Raw genomic sequence first — 19,875 nt, forward strand, 5'->3', positions numbered from 1 at the left:
ATGCAGATGCTTCAAAGGGACGAGGATGTTCATTTATGAGCAGCATGAATCCGCTGAACAAAACGGTGGACGCCGGCAAGACCCTTCCGATCACTCCCCGGAAAGAGAGGATGTTGTACCTGTGGGCCAAGCGAACACTGGATATTAGCTTATCGCTTATAGGGCTGATTTTTTTATGTCCGGTATTCCTAGCCGTTGCCTTGCTTATCAAGCTGGAGGATCCAAAAGGCTCGGTGTTTTTCTCCCAGGTCCGCGTCGGCCGTGGGGGCACACCATTTAAAATGTACAAATTCCGGTCGATGGTCAGCGGAGCCGAGCTGATGCTCGGCAATTTGATCCAGCAAAGCGATGTGACCGGGGCGATGTTCAAAATGAAAAACGATCCGCGGGTCACCCGGGTCGGCCGGTTCATCCGCAAAACGAGCATTGATGAGCTGCCCCAGCTTGTGAATGTGCTGAAAGGAAATATGAGCCTGGTCGGGCCAAGACCGCCTTTGCCCCGGGAGGTAAGCGACTATACTTCCTACGATATGCAGAGGCTGCTCGTTGTCCCGGGGTGTACAGGTTTATGGCAGGTCAGCGGAAGGAACCATGTGGGATTTCAGGAAATGGTCGAGCTGGACCTCAAATACATAAACGAACAGTCGATATGGATGGATATGATCATCATTTGTAAAACGGTCAAGGTGCTGTTCGGCGCGGATAATGCGTACTAATCGCTGCGTGACCAAGTGCGCAGGGCGCAGCCGTGTCCATTAGGAAGGTGGCAGATGCATCATGAAAAAATGGGTTGTTTCGACCATCGCCGTCGTATCGGTGCTGGTGGTCGGCGTCGCGGGATACGGATTGTATATTTATAATTCGGTCAAAGCAACGGCTAACGAAATATATGAAAAGCGGGAACCGTCCGTTGTACCGGTAACCGTCAGCTCGGATGGCAAGACGGGCGCCCAGGCGGATACGTCCAAGAGCACCGAAAACCCGCCGGCGGTTCATCTGAATGAAAGGGAGCCGTTTACCGTTCTGGTCATGGGTGTGGATCAGCGCGAGGACGACCCGGGCCGCTCGGACTCGATGATCCTGCTGACGGTAAATCCGGCCAAGCAGAGTATCCTGATGTTCAACATCCCGCGTGACACGAGAACCGAAATCGTCGGCCACGGGACGACGGACAAGATCAACCATGCTTACGCCTTTGGCGGCGTAAACATGTCGGTCGCGACGGTAGAGCACTTCCTCGGTTATCCGGTCAACTATTACATCAAGGTCAATATGGAGGGCTTCGCCAAAATCATTGATTTGCTCGGCGGGGTGGAAGTGAATAATCCGTTTGCCTTCCAATATGAAGGATACGATTTCAAACAGGGCGACTTGAAGCTGGACGGCTCCGAGGCGCTGGCCTTCTCCCGGATGCGGTATGACGATCCGCGCGGAGATTTGGGGCGTAATGCACGGCAGCGGGAAATTTTGGAGCAGGTGATCAATAATGCGCTCAAAATATCGAATGTCGTAAAAGTGGAATCCCTACTGAACCAGGTAGGCGACAGTGTCAGGACGGACATCACTTTCGACAATATGAAGACCTTCGTGACCGATTACCGGTCTGACCTGAAGACAATCGAGCAGGTGGAGATCAAGGGCCAGGGCAAGAAGATCAACGGAATTTGGTATTACATGGTCAGCGATGAGGAGCGGCAGCGCATCCATAATGTCATTAAAGAGCATTTACAGTAAGAGGCAGGCGTGGCTTGAAGTCACGCTTGCTTTTTCATTTCCGGCGTCCTTTGCAGCATCCCGGAACCCGAATTGATTCATAAGCCCCACGTTGTGGGGTTATTTTTCGACTAAAACCGTCAGTTTCCTTGACAAAGGATGCAGATTCATGTAGATTTCTTGGTGTGCATGTTACAAAATGTATCTATGATAAGTCGTTGGTCATAATTTTAAGCGCAAAGACACACTTCATGGAAGGGAAGTCGATTCTCTTGAACAGTCAGCTATCCGTATTCTGCTTGCGATGTGAGCAGGTCATCCCTATGTCGGACACGGCACTTGTGTTCCGGACGGGATTTTACCGCACAGTGATTCCCCTGGGCTGCTGTACCCTATGTTATTCGCAGACACAATCAGAGGCAGATTTCCCATATGATGGGCATCTGCAAGGCGAATATGCTACAATGGGGCCAGACTTGGGCAGAAGGGGTGATAGAAATGCAGCAGGAACCGGTGGTTCGGCTGGAAGGTGTCACGAAGAAAGTCTCATCCAAAACATTGGTTGAGGATGTTACGCTGGACATCCCTCCCGGGCAGGTCTTTGGTTTTCTCGGTCCGAACGGGGCCGGAAAAACGACGACTATCCGCATGATGGTCGGGCTGACCAAGATCACCAAGGGAGATATTAAAATTTGCGGTTACAGCATCAAGGATCATTTTGAGCAGGCCATCGTCCACGTGGGGGCGATCGTGGAAAACCCGGAGATGTATAAGTTTTTGACGGGGTATGAAAACCTCCGTCACTTTGCCCGGATGATGTCAGGGATTACCGAGGAGCGCATTCAGGAAGTGGTTCAGCTCGTAGGGCTGAGCAACCGGATTCAGGACCCGGTGCGGACGTATTCGCTGGGCATGCGGCAGCGCCTGGGCGTAGCTCAGGCGATTTTGCACCGTCCGAAGCTGCTGATCCTGGACGAGCCCACCAACGGGCTGGACCCGCAGGGAATCCGCGAGCTGAGGGACTACCTGCGCCGGCTGTGCAGGGAAGAGGGGACGACGGTATTCGTCTCCAGCCATCTGCTGTCCGAGATGGAGCTGATGTGCGACGCCGTGGCCATCATCCAGAACGGACGGTTGATTGACGTACGCACACTGGCCGGTGTTGAGGGAGCGCAGGAGACGACCGTGGAAACGGCATTTGCGCTGGACCGTCCAGAGCAGGCGCAGGAGCTGCTTGGGGGCGGTACGGTACGCGATGGACTGCTGATCGTCCGGCTCGACCGAAATGGCATTGCCGACACGAATGCCCGGCTCGTCCAGAGCGGATTCAAGGTGTACGGGATTCAGAAGATAACCCGGTCGCTGGAGGACCAATTCTTGGAAATGACGGGAAGTGATCAGATTGGGTAGCTTTATCCATCTCGTGCAGAACGAGAACATGAAGATATACCGGAGAGCCCGGACGTGGATCATGCTGTCGATCCTGGCCATCGTCAACATTCTGATGCCGCTCCTGTTTCACTTGGCGGATGGCGGGGGCAATATCAGCTTATGGGAAAGCGTGCTTCAGACCGGGGCGTTTACGTTTTTTCTGTGCACCATATTTTCGGTTGTGGTCGCCTCGGATTCCGTTGCAGGCGAATTCTCCTGGGGTACCATCAAGCTGCTGCTGATCCGTCCATGGAGCCGATCGAAGATTCTGCTCTCCAAATACCTTGCCGTTGTGCTGTTCAGCCTGCTGTGCACGGTGCTGTTGATCGTCGTGTCATACGGAGTCTCCGCGATCTTCTTCTCGGGAGGAGCGGGCGGGTCCCTTATGGGCGAGCGCATCGGGCCGCGTCATTACTTTCTGATTATGCTATGCGATTATGTAGACCTGTTCATGACCGTGGCGCTGGCCTTCATGCTCTCGGCCGTGTTCCGGGCAAGCGGGCTCGCTATCGGGCTGTCCCTGTTCATCATGTTCGCGAAGGGCATCTTTAATATGCTGTTCAACCCTGAGCGCTACAGCTGGGCGAAGTTTTTGCCGTTTATGCACATGGACCTGTCGCAGTATCTGGTCTCTTCGGTGGGACCTGGAGGCGTGACGCTCGGCTTCTCGATTTTGATTCTGGCCATCTACTACGTCTTGTTTCTGGTCATCGCCTGGACCGTGTTCGGCAAACGGGACGTCGCGGCCTGACCTGTCACGATATTAAAAGCCAAAAAAACGCAGTGCATGTGGACGTGATCCGTTCACTTGCGACTGCGTTTTTTGCAGAGATAAGAAAGCAGAAGCTTCGGGCCGCATCAGCCGGCTTCCGATTCCAAATACCGCGGGGTGGAGGCGGTCTCCTGTGCCATTTCCTCCGGGGCGTCCTTCAGCTCCATTTTGCTGGATCCGTGGAGGATGCCGCCCTCGGTAATGACCAGCGACGTTGCCCCCAGCACGTCACCGAACATCTGCCCGGTCGCCGTGATGGTCAGCCGGCCGAGCGTCGTCACATCGCCGTACACTTTTCCGGCAATGATGACCTCTTTGGCATGAATGTGCGATCTTGCCACTGCATGCTCCCCGACAATGACGCTGCCTTTGCTCTCAATGACGCCGTTAAATTTGCCTTCGATGCGCAGGTTGGCCTCACAGGCCAGCGTCCCTTCGATTTCTGTCCCTTTGCCGATCAAAGTGTCCGTTGCGCTCTGGTGCCGGCTCGCTTTGGATCTGCTCATGTTTGAAATCCCTCCTTTTTTAAGATTATAGAATTTATAAAATTCAGCGAAGCTGAACCATTCTATAATCGCAAGAAAAACTTCAGCTAAACGCGGTCTGTCTTCTTTGAAGGTACGTCGATAGACGTTTTTCTTAAGATTATAGAATTTATAAATTTCAGCGAAGCTGAACCATTCTATAATCGCAAGAAAAACTTCAGCTAAATGCGGTCTGTCTTCTTTGAAGGTACGTCGATAGACGTTTTTCTTAAGATCAAACCCTACTACTGAATATAAGGAAGCGGGTTAACGGGCTTATCCTTCTTCACGACCTGAAAATGAAGATGGGGGCCGGTGCTTCGCCCGGTCGAGCCGAGCTCGGCGATCTGTTCGCCTTTGTAGACGGTTTGGCCGACATTGGCCTGGATTTTGCTGAGGTGCATATACCAGGTTTGCAGGCCGTTCGGATGCTCAATGACGATATACCGTCCCCGCGCACCGCCGCTGTTCTCAGCCGTCACGATCGTGCCCGCTCCCGCCGCATATACGGGGCTTCCGTTATCCCCGGCAATATCGATCCCCGCATGGAAGGACGCCCTTCCGGTAAAAGGGTCCGTCCGGTAGCCGAAGCTTGAGGTCGTCACTCGGGACTCGGTCGGCCACAGGTCGGGCTGCCCGGAGATCCGATCCTGCGTTTCCTCCGCTTTTTTCAAGGTCGAAGGGATTTGGTTCTCCATGGACCGCAGCAGCGTCTGCATCTCCTGAAAGTCATCTTTCGTCTCCTGGGCCAGGTCCAGCATATCGTTCTCATGCACAGCGATATATTCGCCACCGACATGCTGCGAGGCATCCCAGGACAGGGAAGACGCTTTGGCCCCGGAAGCAGGCTCGGCCATACTGGTGGTTCCGTGCTTGTTAATGAACTGCTGCAGCTGGTTCTCCAGTTCATCCACGCGGTCCATCTTCTGCTTCATATCTTTGGCTTGGCTCGACAGGTTGACGATTTCGTTCTGCAGGCGCTCGATGGACTGCTCCCGGCTGTTCACCGTCCGCTGCATCTGGACGTTCTTCAGGCTTTCGGCGGTGACCTTCTGCTCCAGCTGGGAGATCACCTGGGACGAGTGGGCCTGCAGCGCAAGAACGAGTCCGGACAGCGACAGAACGGCCACGGCGGGGACGGCCATCATCAAGGGCTTGGAGAGATGCAGCTGTTTGACGGAATGCTGGGCGTCCCGCATGACCAGGAGCGTCACCCGCCCATTGCCTTTGGCATTTTTCATGGCGGCTCCTTTCCTCGGCTTGATTGTACTTGTCTTATCTTCTATGTATTCTCTGATCTCTTAAAACATGTCAAAAATGTGATCTTTGCCGCCGCTGCGTCTGCATCAGGCCGATCCGGGTAAATACTGAATAAAGCAGGTTGAAAGTGGTCAATCCTGAACATACAGATTGCTTTTGACCCGCAAGGAGGCTGACGTATGCTGTGGCTGCTTATCGCACTACTCGTTTTTATTTTTCAAACGGCAACGATTCTGCTTCTGGAATTCCGCAATCCTTACAAGACGGTCGCCTGGCTGTTTATATTGTTTTGCTGCCCGTTGATCGGCTTTGTGGTCTATTATTTTGTGGCCCAGGACTATAAAGCGAGGAAGAAGGTCCGTACGCAGGGTTCGCGCCTGTTTCAAGAGATCCGTCCCTTGATATGGAGTCAGGCGTCCTTGGTAAAGCGTGCCGGGGATATGCACAGCAAGGATTTTCAGCATCAGGAGCGCTTGTTTAATTTGCTGTCCCATCTGTCCGAGAGCCCGATTACCGGCTGCAACAAGAGCAGGGTGCTGACCGACGGGGAGGATACCTTTGGCGCGATGCTCGCCGCCATGGATAAAGCAGAGGATCACTTACATATTCAATTTTATATTTTCCGGGACGACGATATCGGGAACCGCTTCAAGGACATCATGGTCCGGAAGGCGAAAGCCGGGGTCAAGGTGAGGCTGCTCTGCGACGGCTTCGGAAGCTACAGGCTTGGCCGCAGGCGCGGGTTCATCCAGGAGCTGAAGGAAGCGGGTGTGGAGTTCCACTTCTTCCTGCCGCCGCTTCTGGCCATGATCGACCGCAGGATCAACTACCGCAACCACCGCAAAATTATTGTCGTCGATGGAACCAAAGGTTTTGTAGGCGGGCTGAATGTCGGCGATGACTATTTGGGGAAATATCAGAAAATGGGGTATTGGCGCGACACGCACCTGGAGATCGAGGGAGATGCCGTTTATTTTTTGCAAAATGTGTTTTTGAGCGACTGGAAGCTCGCTTCAGGCGAGCGGTTGTCGGACCCTGCGCTGTTTCCCAAGCATCAATGCGAAGCCGATGAACAGGTTCAAATCGTCAGCAGCGGACCCGATCAGGATTGGAATGCCATCCAGGAGATGTGCTTTGGCGCAATTACGGTCGCGAAAAAAAGGATCTGGATCACCTCGCCCTACTTTATTCCCGATCAGGGCATCTATGAAGGACTCAAAACCGCTGCGGTCAGCGGAGTGGACGTGCGGATCATCATTCCGTTGAAAGCCGATTCCAGGCTGGTGCATCTCGCTTCGCTCTCCTATATTGAAGACCTGCTGCTGGCCGGAGTGAAGTTCTATGAATATCAGAAAGGCTTCATTCATGCCAAGGTCATGATCGTCGACGATCTGATGGCCTCGGTAGGTACCGCTAATATGGACATGCGGAGCTTTTTCTGCAACTTTGAGCTGACGGCAGCGCTGTTCGAGCAGTCCTCGATCGACCGGCTGGTGAAAGATTTCAAGGAAGATATGAGCCAGAGTCATCAAATCGTAACCGAGGAGTTTCAGGCCCGGCCGTTTCTGCATAAGCTGGCGGAAGTGCTGTGCCGGATGCTGTCCCCGCTGCTATGACCGCGCGGTCCTGAATCTGCTGCTGCCAAGCCTAGTGCCGTGGAGCCCATAGAATAACGGATACGCCGGCCATGCACAGAGCCGCTCCGATCCAGTCGTAGACGTCGGGCGTGTTTTTGTCGATCCACCAGCCCCATAGGAGGGCCAGGACGATAAAGATGCCCCCGTATGCGGCATAAACCCGCCCGAAGGAAGGATAATTCTGCAGGGTGGGAATGATCCCGTACACGATCAGAAGCAGGCTGCCCGCCGCGCCGAACCACCAGGGCTTCGCGTCCTTGATCCACAGCCATACCAGGTAACCGCCGCCAATCTCGGCCAGCCCGGCCGCAATAAATAATAATAAGGATTTCATGACAGAAAAACTCCCATCCTGATAATATACAGCTAAAAACTATGATATAATAAAGTAAGGGAATAATCACGGAAGTCCAGATTTCTTAGGCTGTACACGATGCTACCCGGGCGTTTCATGTCCCTTTATGCTACAACAATCTATAGAATCGGGGGGATTCGATGGCTGTACCTTCAAACCCGCAATCCACGGATAGGCCAAACCTGCCGCAGGATTTGCAGCCGCTCAAGGCGCCGACCTCGAAGGCCAGAGTGTTCATGCGCATCCTGGTCATGCTGATCGGAGCCGGCTTGGTCTCTGTTGCACTGGAAGTATTCCTCGTAAACAATAACATCATTGACGGCGGGATTACCGGCATTTCCATTATGCTGTCCCACCTTTTTCATCTGCCGCTCGGTATTTTTCTTACGGTTCTCAATATTCCTTTCTTGTTTCTGGGTTACAAGCAAATCGGCAAGACGTTTGCCTTCTCCACGCTGGCAGCCGTCCTGGTGATGTCGATTGGCACCGCGCTGCTGGAACCCGTTAAACCTATTACGTTCGATCCGCTGCTGGCAGCCATCTTCGGAGGCGTGATCCTCGGTGCGGGCGTCGGCCTGGTCATCCGGGCAGGGGGTTCCACGGACGGCAGCGAAATCGTCGCGATTCTCATCAACAAAAAGACGCCGTTCTCTGTCGGGGAGATCATCATGTTCATCAACTTCTTTATCCTGACGAGTGCGGGCTTCGTATTCGGTTGGAATAACGCGATGTATTCGCTGATCGCCTACTTTATCGCCTTTAAAGTGATTGATATCACCAACGAAGGGATCGACCAGTCCAAATCGGTATGGATCATCAGTGAGAAATACAAGGACATCGGTGATGCCCTCACCCAGCGCCTGGGACGCGGCGTCACGTATTTGGAAGGGGAAGGAGCCTACTCCGGAGACAGCAAGAAAGTGATCTTCGTGGTCATCACCCGTCTGGAAGAGGCTAAGCTGAAGACCATCGTCGGTGATTGGGATCCGGATGCCTTCCTTGCGGTTGGTAATATCCATGACGTTAAGGGCGGCCGTTTCAAGAAAAAAGATATCCATTAGCGGGGCAGCCAAGCTGGACTGACCCGTGAAATGCTTCAAAGCCCGGAAGGTTACCTTCCGGGCTTTGCTGCGCTTAAATGGCGGATCACCTGCTCGATCGGCTGCGGGGCGAGCGCGGCGATCAGGTCGCCGTGGCGGGCAAGCCGCTCCTCGATGTTAAGCAGGTGAAAATCGGTCGGGGCAACGTTGCTGTCCACTTCCTCCCAGTGCAGCGGGGTTGACACCGTTGCGCCCGGGCGTGCCCGGGGGGTGTAAGGGGCGGCGAGCGTTTTTCCCTGATAGTGCTGAAGGTAATCGAAGTAGATTTTATCGCCGCGGTTTTTCTTGAGCCGTTCCAGGGTGAACAGCTCCGGGTGCTTCTCCGTCACGAACATGCCGACGAAATGCCCGACAGTGCGCAGCTCGTCGAACGTGATCCCATCATTGATCGGCACGATGATCTGAATACCCGTCGCCCCGGATGTCTTCGGGACCGACTGCAGTCCGAGCGAGCGCAGCACCTTGCCGACGATGGACGCGGCCTCCATGATCCGCGGTTCGACCTCTCGCGACGGGTCGAGGTCAATCATCCATTCACAGGGCAGCGTGCTCCCTGCGTAATGGAGGGACGGGTGAAACTCCAGCGCGGCCAGGTTGCCCAGCCACAGCAGCTCGGGCAGGCCGTTCAGCAGGATGTAATTGATCCCGTCCTTCTCGGCCGTCTGGACATAGGGAGGGAGCGGCTCCGGCGCATTTTTTTGATAAAAAAATTCGCCAGGCACCCCATGCGGATAGCGGATCGTCGTGAGCAGCCGGTTCCGGCAGTACTTCAGCAAATAAGGAGCGAGCGCCGCGAGCTTTTGCAAATAAATCGCCTTGGTAATGCCCATTTCCGGCCACAGCGGCTTGTCGGGATTGGTGATGGGAATGTCTTGTCCCTCGATCGAAATCGTGCCTTTCACGGTTCGCGGCATACGGATACCTCCAATCATTTTAGGCGGGATGCCATTTCTGAGCTGCATGATGGAAAGTCACGGGCATAAGAACTCGCCGTGATTCTTTGGAAGCTACGGATCCAGCCGGCAGTCCGCGGGGGGAACATCGACAAACGCCTGAATACTAGGCTGGCGCAGGGTGCCGCCGGGCGTCCATTCCAGGAAATTCACCTTGACCACCCACTCGGGACGGATCCAGACCGCCCCTTTCTGCCGCTCCGGCTGGTTGACGAAGGGACGGTCCTTCACCGCCATGTCCGCGACCCGCTCGGTGATGCTGCGCCAGTCGGCCACCTTCAGCTTGCCCGTTCCGGCATGGCCGATATAGACCAGGCTCCCGTCGTCGGCGTACAGGCCGAGCAGCAGCGCATTCACGATGCCGTCCCGGAACGTCACCCCGCCGACCACGGCGTTCACGTCCTGGATGTTCTTCCGCTTCTGCCACCGCTTGTCCTTGCCGCCCAGGGCATAGACGCTGTTAACGTCTTTGACGACGATGCCTTCAAGCCGGTGCTGGACCGACACGTCATGCAGCAGCGGGATGTCCGTATAGCTCGGCACGAGCTGGACGTGCCCGCTGGGGATCACGGTTTCCGTCAGGAGCTGCTGCCGCTCGCGCAGCGGCCGTCCGGTTACCCATTCGCCGTTGTAATACAGGATGTCGAAGATCATATAGACGATCGGCACCTGCTGGACGCGGGCTTTGATTTGCTGCTCTACGCGGAGGCTGTCCCGTTTCATGACCTGATGAAAGGAAGGCACCCCGTCTACCAGAGCGATGATTTCGCCGTCCAGAATGACCGAATCGGCACGGCAGTAAGAAGCGATATCCAGCAGCTCTGGATACTGGCGCGTCCGGTTGTTCCCCTTGCGGTTCACGAGCTGGACCTCCCCGCCGTCGTAATAGGTGATCATCCGGACACCGTCCCATTTGATCTGGGCGATCCACTGCTCACCGGAAGGGAGGGCGTCCGTCATGACGGGTTCGAAAGGGACGATCGGGGTAAGCGGCATCGATGATCCTCCGATCTAACCGTTACGAGACGGTTTCGTTTTTCTTGGCCGTCTTGCGGCGTTTTGGCTTGGGCCCTTCGCCGGCAGCGGCGGCAGGTTCCGCAGGCTTGGCTTTGGCTTTGCCCCTGGCGGTCTTCTTGGCCGGACCCGGGTCGGTCGCCACAGGCTTGGCCGCTTCGATGCTGGCCTGCAGGGCGGCCATCAAGTCGATCACATTCGTCTCCTGCTTCGCCGGAGCGATCTTGATCTCTTCGCCGGCCACCTTATGCTCGATTAGATCGAGCAGGCGCTCGCGGTAGTCGTCCCCGTATTTTTTCGGCTCAAACGGCGTGGAGAGCTGCTCAATCAGCATTTGCGCCATGCCGAGCTCCTTATCGTTGACCTGGATATTTTCCGGAAGGTTCGGCACTTGGGAGACCGGGCGGATTTCATCCGGGTAGAACATCGTTTCGATCGCAAGGCACTCATCCAGCACGCGGATCGCCGCGAGGCTGCTCTTGGAGCGGATGGAGATTTTGGCGATCCCGATCTTGCCGCTCTGCTGCATCGCCTCTTTCAGCAGCTGGTAAGCGTTGCCCCCGGCCTGATCCGGAGCGAGGTAATACGTCTTCTGGAAGTAGATCGGATCGATTTCGGACAGATCGACAAAGTCGAGGATGGCAATCGCCTTGTTGGCCTGCTCGGTAATCTGCTCAAGCTCCTCTTTTTCAAACAAAACGAACTTTCCCTTCTCGTATTCATAACCCTTTGCGATTTCCTCCCAGCCCACTTCCTCGTCACAGACCGGGCATTTGCGGACGTAGGAGAGGGGGCTGCCGCACTCTTTATGGACGTACCTCATGGAAATATCCTTGTCCTCCGTGGCGGAGAACATTTTCACCGGGACGTGGACCAGGCCGAAGCTGATCGCTCCCTTCCAGACGGTATGCATAGTTATCGCTCCTTTAACGCTTTTTCCTACTAGTATGGGGAAAATATCCCGTTTCTATAAGGCCCGCCGCCGATTTGGCCAGGGAAAAAATGAATGGTTTAGCTGCCTGCAGGGCATATTGAACCCATGACCACATGCATGCTGTAGCGAGGAGGGAGCAAGGTTGAAGGACAGAAGACAGGACCCGGACGACGACAAGGAGCTGACGCTGGAAGCGCTCGAAAATTACGAGGCGGCCAGAGACGCGATCGAATCTTCGGATTATATCGATGCGGACAACGTCAACTGGCATAACGTAACCTCTCCGGATGAGGATATATCGCTGGATACCCATATGCTCGATATCGACCGGATGGTCAATGAGGGACTGGGCGGCGGCAACATTACGGCAGACAACGGCTACATCGGGGCGAGTACGACCGACACGATCGTCGTTGAGCCGGGCATGATCGGTCCCGCGCAAGAGGGAGATCCCGAGGAAGGCTGATAGCCCGGGCATGCTGAAATGTACAAGCAATAAAGATTTTCAAAGTAAAAGATGCAGAAGAGCGGCAGGTCTCTAGCGAAGAATGCTAGGTTCTGCGCACAATGATAGCTTATGATTCTATTACACAGGAGGCTGAAACCAACATGGATGCTCAGCGCGCGCTGGATATTTATCAGGCTAAGGACACCATTCCCGTAAACCTGGAAGGGGTACCGGTATGGATCGAAAAGGTGGATGTGGACAACGGGGTGGCCACGGTTCAGGTCGGCACCCGGCCTACCGACACCCAGACGGTGAATGTGGAACGTCTACAGGAAGGATAAACCTGACCTGATTTCCCGTCATCCTTATGGGATGGAGGAGAAGATGGATGTAAGGAAGCCGCTCGGGCTGCAGAGAGGATACTGCCGCCCTGGCGGCTTTTTTGAACAGATCAGAAAGTATAAGTTTCGGAGCTTCTGCTTCCTGATCTCGCAAGAGAAACTTCCTCTATACGCGGTCTGTCTTCATTGAAAGTACGTCGATAGACGTTTTTCTTACGTCTGCTGCTGACGGTGAACGCGAATGCGGCGCAAGCGCAAAATCCCCGTATCCATCTCTGCGGGGGTGAGGTACAATGGACCTGCAAGCGGCCCATGTTCATCGGTTTAGGGAAAGGGAGCAGGGCGGCAGAGAGGAGCTGTGTACATATGGGGGAAAGTCCGGTGGTCGCTGCCGGCAGAACGGCGGAGGTTCTGTCCTATCAGCCAGGTCAGGTGCTGAAGCTGTACCGGGAAGGCATGCCGCTCGGCATGGCGGAAGAGGAATATCAGATCAGCTTGAAGGTGTATAACACGGGAGTGACGACACCCCGCCCGATTCGGCTCGCGGAGCAAGGCTCCCGTTTTGGGGTGGTCTACGAGCAGGCGTCCGGCATCACCATGCTCCAGGCCATTTCTGTTAATCCGGACATCCTGCACGAAGAAGCAGCCCGGATGGCCAGGCTTCATCTGGATCTGCATGCCCGGGACATTCACGGTCTGCCGGAGCAAAAGACAGTTCTGAAAAACCGCATTCAGCATGCGCCTTCCTTGGCGGAAGAGGAGAAGGAACGGATTGTTGACTATTTGATGCAGCTTCCGGAAGGATCGAAGCTGTGTCATGGGGATTTTCATCCGGACAACATCATTCTCGGGGCGAAGGAATGGGTCATTGACTGGATGACAGGCATGCGCGGCAATCCGGCCGGAGACGTCGCCCGAACCTTGGTGCTGCTCCAAATGGGCACCATGCCCGACGGCACGCCGGATGAAGCTGTGAAACTGTTTGACCGGATGAGGCAGGAGCTCGTCAAGGAGTATACGCGGCAGTACATCGGAAGCGGGAGCCTCAGCCAAGCGGATGTGGATGCCTGGCTGCTGCCGGTGGCGGCGGCCCGGCTGACGGAATGGATTCCCGAAGCCGAGAAGGCCAATCTGCTTGCTTTGGTGCGCGAGGCATTGGACAGTTCTGTGGCATGATCCGGTTAGACTAGAATGGCATATAGCAGCAAGGGCGGTTCCGGCTTCAGCCGGACCGCCTTTTCGTATTTTCTATGGAAGTATGGAAGTGATGAGGGCTACACCGCGTTCTGAAGCAGCAGGGAACCGGGAACGTCGATCCGGTATCCTTTGACCAGCGTCTCCCCATTAGTCGTATCGGTCTCGTAGTGCCGCTGGAACCCGAGCTTCTCATACAGCTTCACGGCCGAGGCCATCATGTCGGAAGTGTGGAGGTTCAGCGTCGTGGCTCCAAGCTCCAGCGCACGGCGTGCCGCTTCCCGGATGAGCGCAGTGGCCACCCCGCGTCCTCTCGCGGAAGGATGAACGGCAAGGAGGCGGATGATTGGCGAGTGAATCCCCATCTCCGGATTGCCGTAAGCGGCTTCCGAGGAGAGGAACATCTGGACGCTTCCGACGATCCTGCCGTCGATTTCGGCAACGATTCGGGCATATGGAGCATTTCCATACACGGAATTCCGGATGGAATCCCGGTACTGCTCCCACCGTTCCTGGGGCATATCAAAGGCATACTGCTGATAGGATTCCAGCATCACTTCGGCAATCAATTCGCGTTCGGAATCCTTGGCGTCCCGGAGGATCAATTCTTCTGGATTCATCGCTTTCACTCCTTTTGGAAGGGATTCAGGTAATTTGGTGTGAGCTAAGTATAGCAGGTAATACCTACTATTCGCATCGGAAAATAAAATAATTAATTCAGATATCAAAAAAATCTATAAGCTTTCAGGCTTCACCATGGCCGCTAAGGCAGACCCGAGTACATCCCTTCGTGCCCGAATATGGGCGTCACTTGGGCCTTTTTTAATCCTAGAGGAACAGCCTGCTACGAAAATAAACGATTGACAATAATTTGCCAACTGCCTAAGATAAGGATAATTTATACCCTTTTTCAGGTTTAAAACCACCTAAATTCATTGGAATAGTGAGTGATAAAACTTCGGGGGTGTTACCGTGAACATCGAAAACATTGAGGCTTTTGTGTACATCAACCATTACGGCAGCTTCAACAAGGCGGCGGATGTCCTGTTCCTGTCGCAGCCTACAGTCACCGCGCGCATTCAATCGCTCGAACGCGAGCTCGATTGCCGGCTGTTCGACCGTCTGGGCAAACAGATCCATCTGACGGAAAAAGGCAAGCAGTTTCTCCCCTATGCCCAGCAAATTCTCCAGACCTACCAGAAGGGCAAGCATCACCTCCAATCCAAACGGGCCATGCCCAACGAACTGCGGATCGGCAGCACCGTCTCTGTATCCAATTATTTGATGCCCCATCTGCTGATGGGACTGACCAGGCGTTTTCCCGAAATCAAATTCAAGCTGACCACGGCGCCGACCGACGAGCTGACCGCCAAGCTGTCTGCAGGGGAGCTCGACCTGGCCTTCGTTCGCAAAATGATGAACCCGGCGTTCCAGTCCTATCCTTTTTACGAAGACCCCATTCGCCTGTATGTCTACCCCGATCACCGTCTCGCCTCGGCCGGCCGGGCGTCGATCCGGGAAATCCGTCACGAAACGCTGGTGTTTTTCGAGTGCGGTTCCCTGGACTGGCTGCGGATTCACCGGGTGTTCGAAAGCCTGGATCAGCCGCCGAACATCGTCTATCAGGTCGACAACTCCGAGACGGCGAAGAAGCTCGTTCTGGAGCGGGCGGGCATCTGCTTTCTTCCCGGCCTCTGCGCAAGGCAGGAGGAGGAGATGGGCAGCCTCGTTCCCGTGGACATCACCGAAACGGCAGGCGTCTCCCTGCAGACCAACCTCATTTCGCTCACCGGCGAGAACACGGATATCCTTGAATTTCTGCTGGATTTGAAGCAGTCGTCCGTCCCATTAATGAATTACATGATCGGATAGAAAAACTCTATTAGACGCGTTGTGCAAATCGCGGTAAAGTTAGTGACAACATAATTCTTACTAAATCTATAGGAATTATCAATCAAGAAAAAACGGGAGCCATATGAAAGGGGATGAGGTCGTGAGAAAAACATTAGCAGTCGTTGCAGGGATCATGCTGGCAGGGGTGATTGCCGGGTGCGGATCCGGATCGAAGGGCGGGGAAACCTCCGCGAATACGGCGGCGAACGCCGCAGGAGGAGCCGTCAAAAAAATCGTCGTAGGCACAGGCACGGCCTTTCCGAAAATTTGCTTTATCGATGAGAACGGAAAGCTGACCGGCTTCGACGTAGAGCTGGTGCGCGAGATCGACAAGCGCCTGCCGGACTACGAGTTCGATATCCAGACGCAGGAATTTTCCAATCTGCTGCTCAGCCTGGAGACGAAGAAGATCGATTTTGTGGCGCATGAAATGGAGAAAAACCCGGAGCGGACGGAAAAGTACCTTTTTAACAAAGAGCCGTACGCCCACTGGAGAAACAAGATCATCGTCGCCAAGGACAACGATTCGATCCATTCGCTGGACGACCTGAAGGGCAAAAAGGTGTTAACCGGCGCTACAAGCGCGGAAGCCCAAATTCTCGAGAACTACAACAAGGAACATGATAATGCGATCCAAATTGTCTATCAAAATGGTGCCGCCAACGATACTGTGAATCAAATTACGACCGGACGGGTGGACGCGACGATCGGAGCGGACTTCTCGCTGCCGCTGATCGACCCGCAGGGCAAGCTCAAAGTCACTGGCGACGATCTGTCCGAGCATGACATTCTGTTCGTCTTCCGCAAGGACGATCCGGAAGAGCAGAAGCTGGCCGATGCGGTCGACGGGGCGATCAAGGAGTTGAAGCAGGACGGAACGCTTGGCAAGCTGAGCAAGGAATGGCTCGGCAGCGACTTTACGGCGGATAAATAGTCCGGATTAAACCAGGAAGGGGGCAGGTTGTAATATGGGTGCACCGTTCGATTTCTCATTTGTGTTCAGCTTTTTTCCGAAGCTGGCATCGACGCTGGGCATCACCTTGCTGATCGTCGCAGGCTCGCTGGTGGTGGGGATGCTGGTCGGTTTTCTGATCGCCCTTCCCCGGCTGTACCGGATACCGGCGCTACGCACGTTCTCCCAGGTGTACGTCTCGTTCTTTCGGGGTACGCCGATTCTGATCCAGCTGTTCCTGTTCTACTACGGACTGCCGGAGATCCTGAAGCTCATCGGAATCGACATGTCAAAAGCGCCTGTGCTCGTGTTTGTCATCCTGACGTACGGTCTTCACACCGGGGCCTTCATGTCGGAGATGATCCGGGCGTCGGTCATGGCGGTGGACCGAGGGCAGCTTGAGGCGGCTTATGCCGTGGGGATGACAGGCCGTCAGGCGTTTACCCGGATCGTTCTGCCCCAGGCTCTGGCGATCGCCGTCCCGGTATTCTCGAACCTGGTGATCGCCCTGCTGAAAGATACGTCGCTGGCCTTCACGCTCGGCGTGATGGAGATGACGGGAAAAGCGCAGACGCTCGGTTCGGTCACCCAGCACTTTATCGAGTCCTACATCGCTTTGGCGCTCATCTACCTGGTTGTGAGCTTTACGCTGGAGAAGGTGCTCAAGGCTATGGAGGTCCGCCTCATGCGGCATGAGCTTCCGGATACACCGGCACGCACCGGCTTCCGGATCCAAAAGAAAGGGTCCTACCGGCGCGTAGTCGCAGGGATCGGAACGGAAAAAGGAGGCGCTGAGCTGTGAAAATCGACGTTACGTTTATTTGGACCGCCTTTGTCCACCTGCTGTCCGCCATACCAACCACCCTTCTCATTACCGCCGTCTCAGTGACGGCCGGTTTTATCATCGGGCTGATCGGAGCCGTGGTGCGCATCTACAAAGTCCCGGTGCTCAGCCAGATCGCCACGGCTTATGTCACCTTCATCCGCGGTACGCCGATGCTCACGCACCTGCTGCTCATCTATTTCGGGCTGCCGGTCATCGTTGACGCGGTATCCGCCGCTCTTGGCCTAGGCTTTAAATCCTCATCCATTCCGATGATCGGCTTTGCCTTCATCTCTTTCTCCATCACGGCAGGGGCCTATATGTCCGAGGTGATTCGCTCCGGCCTTCTCGCCGTGAACCGCGGTCAGCTGGAGGCCGCCTATTCCATCGGCATGACGACGCCGCAGGCGCTGCGCCGCATCGTGCTGCCTCAAGCGCTGGCCGTCAGCCTGCCGAACCTGTCGAACTCGGTGATCGGAATGCTGCATGGCTCGACGCTCGCTTTTACCGTATCCGTCGTGGACATTAACGCCAAAGCGCAAATTGTGGCGTCGACCAACTGGAAGTTCTTTGAAGCGTACCTGGCGGCTGCGGCTATTTTCTGGGGGCTGACGCTTCTGATCGAAAGGCTGACGGCGCTGCTGGAGAAACGCATCAATCTGTACAATCGGGGGGGAGTGGCATGATCAAGCTCACGAATATATCCAAGTCTTTTGGCCGGAACCCGGTGCTGAAATCGATTGATTTGACCGTGAACAAAGGGGAAGTCGTCGTCATTCTGGGGCCGAGCGGCTCTGGCAAAACGACGCTGCTGCGGTGCGTGAACTACCTGGAGAAGCCGAGCGGCGGAGAGATTGCCATCGGCGACTTCCGGATGAACGCGGAGCATGCGGCAAAGAAGGACATTCACGCGCTCCGGCAAAAAACGGCGATGGTATTCCAGCAGTACAATCTGTTCAAGCATAAGACGGCGATCGAGAACGTGATGGAGGGACTCGTCATCGTCAAAAAAATACCGAAGGACGAAGCGCGAAAGCGCAGTGCGGCACTCCTGGAGAAGGTCGGGCTGGCGGGCAAGCTGGACGCCTATCCGAGCCAGCTGTCGGGTGGGCAGCAGCAGCGTGTCGGCATCGCCCGGGCGCTGGCGTTGGAACCGGAGGTCATCCTGTTCGACGAGCCGACATCGGCGCTGGATCCCGAGCTCGTCGGCGAAGTGCTGGAGGTTATCCGCAAAATTGCCAAGGAAGGCATCACCATGATCGTCGTGACGCATGAAATGGGCTTCGCCCGCGATGTGGCGAACCATGTCGTGTTCATGGACGGGGGAGTCATCGTGGAGGAAGGGCCGCCGGCCCAGCTGTTCAACCATCCCCGGGAGGAACGGACCAAGCAGTTTCTGAAGCGGATTACGCCGGAACTGAACTACAGCATTTAGGAGGAGAGCCATATGAGCATTACGATTAGCGTTCTGGATCAAAGCCCGGTTTACCCCGGAGAGACTTCAGCGGAGGCATTCGAGCATACGATACGGCTGGCCCAGAAATCCGAGGCGCTCGGGTTCCGGCGGTTCTGGGTGTCGGAGCATCACGACTCCGATCATGTGGCCGGCTCTTCGCCGGAGGTGCTGATTTCTTACCTGCTGGCCAAAACTCAAACGATCCGCATCGGATCGGGCGGCGTGATGCTGCAGCATTACAGCCCGTATAAGGTGGCGGAGAACTTCAACGTGCTGGCGTCCCTGGCGCCGGGCCGGGTCGACCTCGGCATCGGCCGCGCGCCCGGAGGGCTGCCGCGGAGCACACAGGCGCTGCAGCGCGGAGCCGGGGATTCCGCTTCCCTGACAGATAAAATCGTGGAGCTGGGCAAATACCTCCACAACCGGCTGGAAGCGGACCATCCGCTGCACGGGCTGCGCGCCACGCCGCTGCCGGAAACGGCCCCCGAGCTGTACGTGCTGGGCGCCAGCGTAGGCAGCGCAGAGATCGCAGCCGGCTTGGGGCTGCCCTATGTGTTTTCCCTGTTCATCAACGGGGATGAAGCGACCGCGCTGGCGGCCATCCGCGCCTACCGTGACGCATTTGACGATTCGCATGGAACCCGGCCGCAGGTCATCGTAGCGCTGTCCGTCGTCGTGGCGGACAGCGTGGAAGAAGCTGCCGAGCTGGCCGGATCCCACAAGCTGGTGAAGATTCACCTCGCCAGCGGCCGTACGCTGACAGTCGGTACGCTGGAGCAGGCCGAGGAATTCGGCCGCCAGGCCAATGAGCCGTATACGGTCGAGGAGCAGGAGCCTTCGGTGCTGAAGGGCACGAAGGAAACCGTCCGCGAGAAGCTGCTTGAGCTTCATCAGGCGTCGGGGATCGATGAGTTCGTCGTCACGACCAACATCCAGCCTTTCGACAAGCGTCTCCGTTCATTTGAACTGTTGGCGGAAGCGCTGGCCGAGGTGCCGGCAGAGGCTTGAGGCCATGAGCGGGGAAGGGTGCGATTTGAATACGCCTAAGTATCCATAGACACAAGTAAAAGGAGGA

At 55.6% G+C, this 19,875-nt stretch carries 22 protein-coding genes; 15 read left to right on the top strand and 7 right to left on the bottom strand.

The features are described 5' to 3' along the window. Positions 1-44: 44 nt before the first annotated feature. The 4 genes from IAE55_RS22470 (at position 45) to IAE55_RS22485 (ending at position 3,895) form a co-directional block, all read left to right on the top strand. Positions 45-716, top strand: coding sequence for a sugar transferase (locus IAE55_RS22470; protein ID WP_234489790.1), 672 nt, complete (start codon positions 45-47; stop codon positions 714-716). Between the two features lie 61 nt (positions 717-777). Further along, complete coding sequence (locus IAE55_RS22475) at positions 778-1,734, top strand: LCP family glycopolymer transferase (RefSeq protein WP_200633939.1); 957 nt, start codon at positions 778-780, stop codon at positions 1,732-1,734. 477 nt (positions 1,735-2,211) lie between these two features. Further along, the gene (locus IAE55_RS22480) at positions 2,212-3,123 is read left to right on the top strand and encodes an ABC transporter ATP-binding protein (protein ID WP_145160849.1); all 912 of its coding nucleotides are present in this window, start codon (positions 2,212-2,214) and stop codon (positions 3,121-3,123) included. Beyond that, complete coding sequence (locus IAE55_RS22485) at positions 3,116-3,895, top strand: ABC transporter permease (protein ID WP_200633940.1); 780 nt, start codon at positions 3,116-3,118, stop codon at positions 3,893-3,895. Before IAE55_RS22480 ends, IAE55_RS22485 begins: the two co-directional genes overlap by 8 nt. Before the next feature lie 107 nt (positions 3,896-4,002). On the opposite strand, the gene IAE55_RS22490 is transcribed toward IAE55_RS22485, so the two are convergent. Together IAE55_RS22490 and IAE55_RS22495 are read right to left on the bottom strand one after the other, a co-directional pair. Continuing rightward, positions 4,003-4,422 carry a bactofilin family protein gene (locus IAE55_RS22490; protein ID WP_089549924.1) on the bottom strand — a complete coding sequence of 140 codons (420 nt, stop codon included), beginning with the start codon at positions 4,420-4,422 and terminating at the stop codon, positions 4,003-4,005. Between the two features lie 263 nt (positions 4,423-4,685). Then, on the bottom strand, positions 4,686-5,681 hold the full coding sequence (locus tag IAE55_RS22495) for a M23 family metallopeptidase (RefSeq protein WP_200633941.1): 996 nt from the start codon (positions 5,679-5,681) through the stop codon (positions 4,686-4,688). 198 nt (positions 5,682-5,879) lie between these two features. Between IAE55_RS22495 and cls the strand changes: the two genes are divergently transcribed. Further along, entirely contained in the window at positions 5,880-7,316 is a 1,437-nt protein-coding gene (cls, locus tag IAE55_RS22500) for a cardiolipin synthase (RefSeq protein WP_145946634.1), read from the top strand. Between the two features lie 31 nt (positions 7,317-7,347). On the opposite strand, the gene IAE55_RS22505 is transcribed toward cls, so the two are convergent. After that, entirely contained in the window at positions 7,348-7,671 is a 324-nt protein-coding gene (locus tag IAE55_RS22505) for a YnfA family protein (RefSeq protein ID WP_145026107.1), read from the bottom strand. Positions 7,672-7,928: 257 nt separating this feature from the next. On the opposite strand from IAE55_RS22505, the gene IAE55_RS22510 reads away from it, so the two are divergent. Next, the gene (locus IAE55_RS22510; RefSeq protein ID WP_234489791.1) at positions 7,929-8,753 is read left to right on the top strand and encodes a YitT family protein; all 825 of its coding nucleotides are present in this window, start codon (positions 7,929-7,931) and stop codon (positions 8,751-8,753) included. Between the two features lie 50 nt (positions 8,754-8,803). Here IAE55_RS22510 and ligD read toward each other — a convergent pair whose 3' ends face one another. From ligD to ku, 3 genes are all read right to left on the bottom strand, one after another. Beyond that, positions 8,804-9,706 (bottom strand): non-homologous end-joining DNA ligase, encoded by a 903-nt coding sequence (gene ligD / locus IAE55_RS22515; protein ID WP_200633942.1) that lies wholly within the window; start codon positions 9,704-9,706, stop codon positions 8,804-8,806. A gap of 93 nt (positions 9,707-9,799) precedes the next feature. Beyond that, positions 9,800-10,741: an ATP-dependent DNA ligase gene (locus IAE55_RS22520; RefSeq protein ID WP_145160840.1), complete on the bottom strand. Its 942-nt coding sequence runs from the start codon at positions 10,739-10,741 to the stop codon at positions 9,800-9,802. Between the two features lie 22 nt (positions 10,742-10,763). Then, positions 10,764-11,672, bottom strand: coding sequence for a non-homologous end joining protein Ku (gene ku, locus IAE55_RS22525; RefSeq protein ID WP_105442063.1), 909 nt, complete (start codon positions 11,670-11,672; stop codon positions 10,764-10,766). Between the two features lie 163 nt (positions 11,673-11,835). Between ku and IAE55_RS22530 the strand changes: the two genes are divergently transcribed. The 3 genes from IAE55_RS22530 to IAE55_RS22540 all read left to right on the top strand — a co-directional run bounded on the left by IAE55_RS22530 (position 11,836) and on the right by IAE55_RS22540 (position 13,658). After that, the gene (locus tag IAE55_RS22530) at positions 11,836-12,159 is read left to right on the top strand and encodes a hypothetical protein (RefSeq protein ID WP_105442064.1); all 324 of its coding nucleotides are present in this window, start codon (positions 11,836-11,838) and stop codon (positions 12,157-12,159) included. 143 nt (positions 12,160-12,302) lie between these two features. Continuing rightward, a complete protein-coding gene (locus IAE55_RS22535; protein WP_076175007.1) occupies positions 12,303-12,482 on the top strand; it encodes an H-type small acid-soluble spore protein in 180 nt (59 codons plus the stop codon). A 366-nt stretch (positions 12,483-12,848) separates the two neighbouring features. Continuing rightward, positions 12,849-13,658 carry a phosphotransferase family protein gene (locus IAE55_RS22540; protein ID WP_186381994.1) on the top strand — a complete coding sequence of 270 codons (810 nt, stop codon included), beginning with the start codon at positions 12,849-12,851 and terminating at the stop codon, positions 13,656-13,658. 98 nt (positions 13,659-13,756) lie between these two features. Here IAE55_RS22540 and IAE55_RS22545 read toward each other — a convergent pair whose 3' ends face one another. Then, positions 13,757-14,296, bottom strand: a complete 540-nt coding sequence (locus tag IAE55_RS22545) for a GNAT family N-acetyltransferase (protein ID WP_105442066.1) — start codon at positions 14,294-14,296, stop codon at positions 13,757-13,759. A gap of 352 nt (positions 14,297-14,648) precedes the next feature. On the opposite strand from IAE55_RS22545, the gene IAE55_RS22550 reads away from it, so the two are divergent. From IAE55_RS22550 to IAE55_RS22575, 6 genes are all read left to right on the top strand, one after another. Continuing rightward, on the top strand, positions 14,649-15,548 hold the full coding sequence (locus IAE55_RS22550) for a LysR family transcriptional regulator (protein ID WP_145160836.1): 900 nt from the start codon (positions 14,649-14,651) through the stop codon (positions 15,546-15,548). Positions 15,549-15,702: 154 nt separating this feature from the next. Continuing rightward, positions 15,703-16,503 (top strand): transporter substrate-binding domain-containing protein, encoded by an 801-nt coding sequence (locus IAE55_RS22555; RefSeq protein WP_438822531.1) that lies wholly within the window; start codon positions 15,703-15,705, stop codon positions 16,501-16,503. Positions 16,504-16,537: 34 nt separating this feature from the next. Continuing rightward, complete coding sequence (locus IAE55_RS22560; protein ID WP_105442068.1) at positions 16,538-17,323, top strand: amino acid ABC transporter permease; 786 nt, start codon at positions 16,538-16,540, stop codon at positions 17,321-17,323. Then, positions 17,320-18,030 carry an amino acid ABC transporter permease gene (locus tag IAE55_RS22565; protein WP_076174989.1) on the top strand — a complete coding sequence of 237 codons (711 nt, stop codon included), beginning with the start codon at positions 17,320-17,322 and terminating at the stop codon, positions 18,028-18,030. Before IAE55_RS22560 ends, IAE55_RS22565 begins: the two co-directional genes overlap by 4 nt. Next, the gene (locus IAE55_RS22570; protein ID WP_116231873.1) at positions 18,027-18,779 is read left to right on the top strand and encodes an amino acid ABC transporter ATP-binding protein; all 753 of its coding nucleotides are present in this window, start codon (positions 18,027-18,029) and stop codon (positions 18,777-18,779) included. Before IAE55_RS22565 ends, IAE55_RS22570 begins: the two co-directional genes overlap by 4 nt. A gap of 12 nt (positions 18,780-18,791) precedes the next feature. After that, positions 18,792-19,808, top strand: a complete 1,017-nt coding sequence (locus tag IAE55_RS22575) for an LLM class flavin-dependent oxidoreductase (protein ID WP_105442070.1) — start codon at positions 18,792-18,794, stop codon at positions 19,806-19,808. The last annotated feature ends 67 nt before the right edge of the window (positions 19,809-19,875 follow it).

Source organism: Paenibacillus sp. S28, from assembly GCF_016624415.1.
GTDB lineage: Bacteria > Bacillota > Bacilli > Paenibacillales > Paenibacillaceae > Paenibacillus_AQ > Paenibacillus_AQ favisporus.

Excerpts from the sequence above, each read along its gene's own strand:
- IAE55_RS22480 (WP_145160849.1), top strand. The coding sequence starts at position 2,212 with ATGCAGCAGGAACCGGTGGTTCGGCTGGAAGGTGTCACGAAGAAAGTC.
- IAE55_RS22560 (WP_105442068.1), top strand. The coding sequence starts at position 16,538 with ATGGGTGCACCGTTCGATTTCTCATTTGTGTTCAGCTTTTTTCCGAAG.
- IAE55_RS22490 (WP_089549924.1), bottom strand. The coding sequence starts at position 4,422 with ATGAGCAGATCCAAAGCGAGCCGGCACCAGAGCGCAACGGACACTTTG.
- IAE55_RS22495 (WP_200633941.1), bottom strand. The coding sequence starts at position 5,681 with ATGAAAAATGCCAAAGGCAATGGGCGGGTGACGCTCCTGGTCATGCGG.
- IAE55_RS22555 (WP_438822531.1), top strand. The coding sequence starts at position 15,703 with ATGCTGGCAGGGGTGATTGCCGGGTGCGGATCCGGATCGAAGGGCGGG.
- IAE55_RS22570 (WP_116231873.1), top strand. The coding sequence starts at position 18,027 with ATGATCAAGCTCACGAATATATCCAAGTCTTTTGGCCGGAACCCGGTG.
- IAE55_RS22540 (WP_186381994.1), top strand. The coding sequence starts at position 12,849 with ATGGGGGAAAGTCCGGTGGTCGCTGCCGGCAGAACGGCGGAGGTTCTG.
- IAE55_RS22575 (WP_105442070.1), top strand. The coding sequence starts at position 18,792 with ATGAGCATTACGATTAGCGTTCTGGATCAAAGCCCGGTTTACCCCGGA.
- cls (WP_145946634.1), top strand. The coding sequence starts at position 5,880 with ATGCTGTGGCTGCTTATCGCACTACTCGTTTTTATTTTTCAAACGGCA.
- IAE55_RS22545 (WP_105442066.1), bottom strand. The coding sequence starts at position 14,296 with ATGAATCCAGAAGAATTGATCCTCCGGGACGCCAAGGATTCCGAACGC.
- IAE55_RS22510 (WP_234489791.1), top strand. The coding sequence starts at position 7,929 with ATGCGCATCCTGGTCATGCTGATCGGAGCCGGCTTGGTCTCTGTTGCA.
- IAE55_RS22475 (WP_200633939.1), top strand. The coding sequence starts at position 778 with ATGAAAAAATGGGTTGTTTCGACCATCGCCGTCGTATCGGTGCTGGTG.
- ku (WP_105442063.1), bottom strand. The coding sequence starts at position 11,672 with ATGCATACCGTCTGGAAGGGAGCGATCAGCTTCGGCCTGGTCCACGTC.
- IAE55_RS22505 (WP_145026107.1), bottom strand. The coding sequence starts at position 7,671 with ATGAAATCCTTATTATTATTTATTGCGGCCGGGCTGGCCGAGATTGGC.
- IAE55_RS22520 (WP_145160840.1), bottom strand. The coding sequence starts at position 10,741 with ATGCCGCTTACCCCGATCGTCCCTTTCGAACCCGTCATGACGGACGCC.
- ligD (WP_200633942.1), bottom strand. The coding sequence starts at position 9,706 with ATGCCGCGAACCGTGAAAGGCACGATTTCGATCGAGGGACAAGACATT.
- IAE55_RS22470 (WP_234489790.1), top strand. The coding sequence starts at position 45 with ATGAATCCGCTGAACAAAACGGTGGACGCCGGCAAGACCCTTCCGATC.
- IAE55_RS22535 (WP_076175007.1), top strand. The coding sequence starts at position 12,303 with ATGGATGCTCAGCGCGCGCTGGATATTTATCAGGCTAAGGACACCATT.